This is a genomic window from Bifidobacterium sp. POST2/T3 (B1) (assembly GCF_058197115.1).
In genome coordinates this window covers 1-2663 of record NZ_JBVPQK010000355.1, presented here as the reverse complement: position 1 = coordinate 2663, position 2663 = coordinate 1, and the positions used below count along the sequence as shown (strand labels likewise).

Annotated in this window: 3 protein-coding genes; all 3 read left to right on the top strand. The window is 63.2% G+C overall.

Annotated elements, in window-relative coordinates:
• The coding region (locus AC0AP0_RS11535) for an energy-coupling factor transporter transmembrane component T (RefSeq protein WP_490430571.1) at positions 1–708 on the top strand (708 nt) is incomplete at its 5' end.
• Complete coding sequence (locus AC0AP0_RS11530) at positions 686–2137, top strand: ABC transporter ATP-binding protein (protein ID WP_490430570.1); 1452 nt, start codon at positions 686–688, stop codon at positions 2135–2137. The genes AC0AP0_RS11535 and AC0AP0_RS11530, both read left to right, overlap by 23 nt.
• Positions 2138–2297: 160 nt before the next feature.
• The coding region (locus AC0AP0_RS11525) for an ATP-binding cassette domain-containing protein (RefSeq protein ID WP_490430569.1) at positions 2298–2663 on the top strand (366 nt) is incomplete at its 3' end.

Here is a 2663-nt window from a genome sequence, read left to right as displayed (position 1 = left end):
CGCCAAGCAATGAGGCCCATCTCCATCTACACCAGATTCCTGCTGGTCATCTTCGCCAACGCCCTGATTTTCGTCACCCTTCCCACTCCGCTGGTCCTGGCCATCAACATCTACTTCTGCAGCTTCCAGGTCATCGTGGGCAGGGTCAGGAAGGGCCAGGCCTGGCTTCTGGTCTGTCTGGTCTTCGCCTTGGGCGCCTCCCTGGCCATGGTCTTCCCCGAGAACCTGCCGGGGCATTACCTGCTCTTCCTCTTCGTCGGCGTGGGCAGGATCCTCCCCCTAGTGCTGGTCGCGGCCTTCATGATGGGCACCACCAAGGTCTCGGAGCTGGTCTACCTGCTGCGCAAGATCCACGCCCCCCAGTGGCTGGTCATCCCCGTCAGCGTCCTCTTCCGCTTCTTCCCGACCGTCAGGCACGACTACGCCCAGATCAGACGGGCCATGAAATTCAGGGGGATCGCGGTCACCACCGGCGACATGGTCCGGCATCCGATGCGAACCATGGAATACATCTACGTTCCCCTGCTCAACAACGCCACCAACGTGGCCTCCGACCTGACCTCGGCCGCCCTGACCAGGGGGATCGGCGACCCCGGACCCAAGACCTCCATCCAACGGATTGCCTTCACCGGACTGGATGCACTCATGTGCGCCCTGGGTCTGGTCCTTATGGGATGTGGAGCCTATGTTGCAATGTTCCAGGCTTAGCTTCACCTACGAGGGCGCCAGCAAGCCATCCCTCAAGGAGGTCTCCTGCCGGATGGGCCAAGGACGGCTGACCGTGGTCACCGGGCCGAGCGGTTGCGGCAAGTCCACCCTGTCCAGGGTCATCAACGGCCTGATTCCCGAACTCTACGAGGGCAAGCTGGAGGGAGAGTGCCTGATCGGGGGCGAACCCACCACGGCCCGGCCCATCTACCGGCTTTCGGAGCAGGTGGGATCGGTCTTCCAGAACCCCAAGACACAGTTCTTCACCACCGACGTCCGCAGCGAGCTGGCCTTCCCCCTGGAGAACACCGGGGTCCAGCCAGATGCTATCCGGGAGCGCATAGACCAGGTGGCTGACCTCTTCGGCATCGCCCCGCTTATGGACCGGGACATCTTCTCCCTGTCGGGGGGCGAGAAGCAGATGATCGCCATCGCCTCCTCCTGCATGATGAACCCGCAGATCCTGGTCCTGGACGAGCCCTCAGGCAATCTGGACGTCGAAGCGGTGGCCAGCCTGGCGCAGATCCTGGGCCACTTGAAGGACCGGGGCCTGACCATGGTCCTGATCGAGCACCGCCTCTACTACCTGGACGGCCTGGCCGACGACTTCCTGGTCATGAAGGACGGCAGGCTGGCGGAGCACCTGTCCCCAGCCGCCATGAGAGGACTGGACGGCCCAAGCCGCCAGGCCCTGGGGCTGCGGGCTCTGAACTTGGATGCGGACCAGGACGCGAGCGCTCCAGCCAGGGTCATCACCGAGAAGACCCCCGACCTGCTCCGGGTCAGGAACCTGACCTATGCCTACCATCACGACCAGCCTCCAGCACTGGATGTGGACGACCTGACCCTGTCCAGCGAGGACATCACCGGCATCATCGGACGCAATGGAGCCGGCAAGAGCACCTTCGCCTCGGTCCTGACCGGACTGCTCAAACCTGGCGACAGGTCGGAAATCAGCCTGAATGGGACCAAGCAGACCGCCAGGGAGCGTGTCGAGGACTCCTACATGGTCTTCCAGGATGTCAACTACCAGCTCTTCAGCGAGACCGTGGAGGGCGAGATGCTCCTTGGAGCCAGGCGGACCGACCTCTTCAAGGAGGTGGCGCGAAAGCTGGACCTGGAGCGGCTCCTGGGCCGGCACCCCAACACCCTCTCCGGCGGGGAAAAGCAACGGGTGGCCATTGCGGCCGCCATATTGTCGGGCAAGCGCCTGGTGGTTCTGGACGAGCCCACCAGCGGCCTGGACCTGCTCCACATGAACCAGGTGACCGGAATGATCCGCTACATGCGCTCCCTGGGGGTCATGGTGATTGTCATCTCGCACGACCAGGAGTTCCTGGCCCAGACCTGCCAACGGTTTATCACCTTCCGCCAGGGCAGACCGGTCAGAGACAGCCACAAACTAGGCAATCTCCTTCAAGCCCTCTGAGCCTCCGAGCCCTTGCAGGGTCGGTGAATATGTCGCCGACTTGCAGGCGGTTCTCCTGTGCCCCGGACCCCGCGAACGTATACAGTAGTGGGGAAAAGAGCATCAAGGGGCGTCCCTCGCGTCGGACAGCCCCACCGCACGGCCAGGGTTATGAGAGGGCATGATGGGCTATATCGACGTCATCGGAGAGACGAAACGGTATGTGACCGGCGAGACGACCATCGTGGCCAACAACGACGTCACCTTCTCCATCGAGAAGGGCGAGCTGGTGGTCATCCTCGGCGCCTCGGGGGCGGGCAAGTCGACCGTGCTGAACATCCTGGGCGGCATGGACACCTGCAACGAGGGCCAGGTGATCGTGGACGGGAAGGACATCGCCGGCTACGACGCCCGGCAACTGACCACCTACCGTCGCTACGATGTGGGTTTCGTCTTCCAGTTCTACAATTTGGTGGCCAACCTGACCGCCAGGGAGAATGTGGAACTGGCCTCGGAGATCGTGGACGATGCCGCCGACCCGGTCCAG

What these genes read in the sequence shown, in the direction of transcription:
- AC0AP0_RS11530 (WP_490430570.1), top strand. Translation starts at nt 686, where the DNA reads ATGTTGCAATGTTCCAGGCTTAGCTTCACCTACGAGGGCGCCAGCAAG.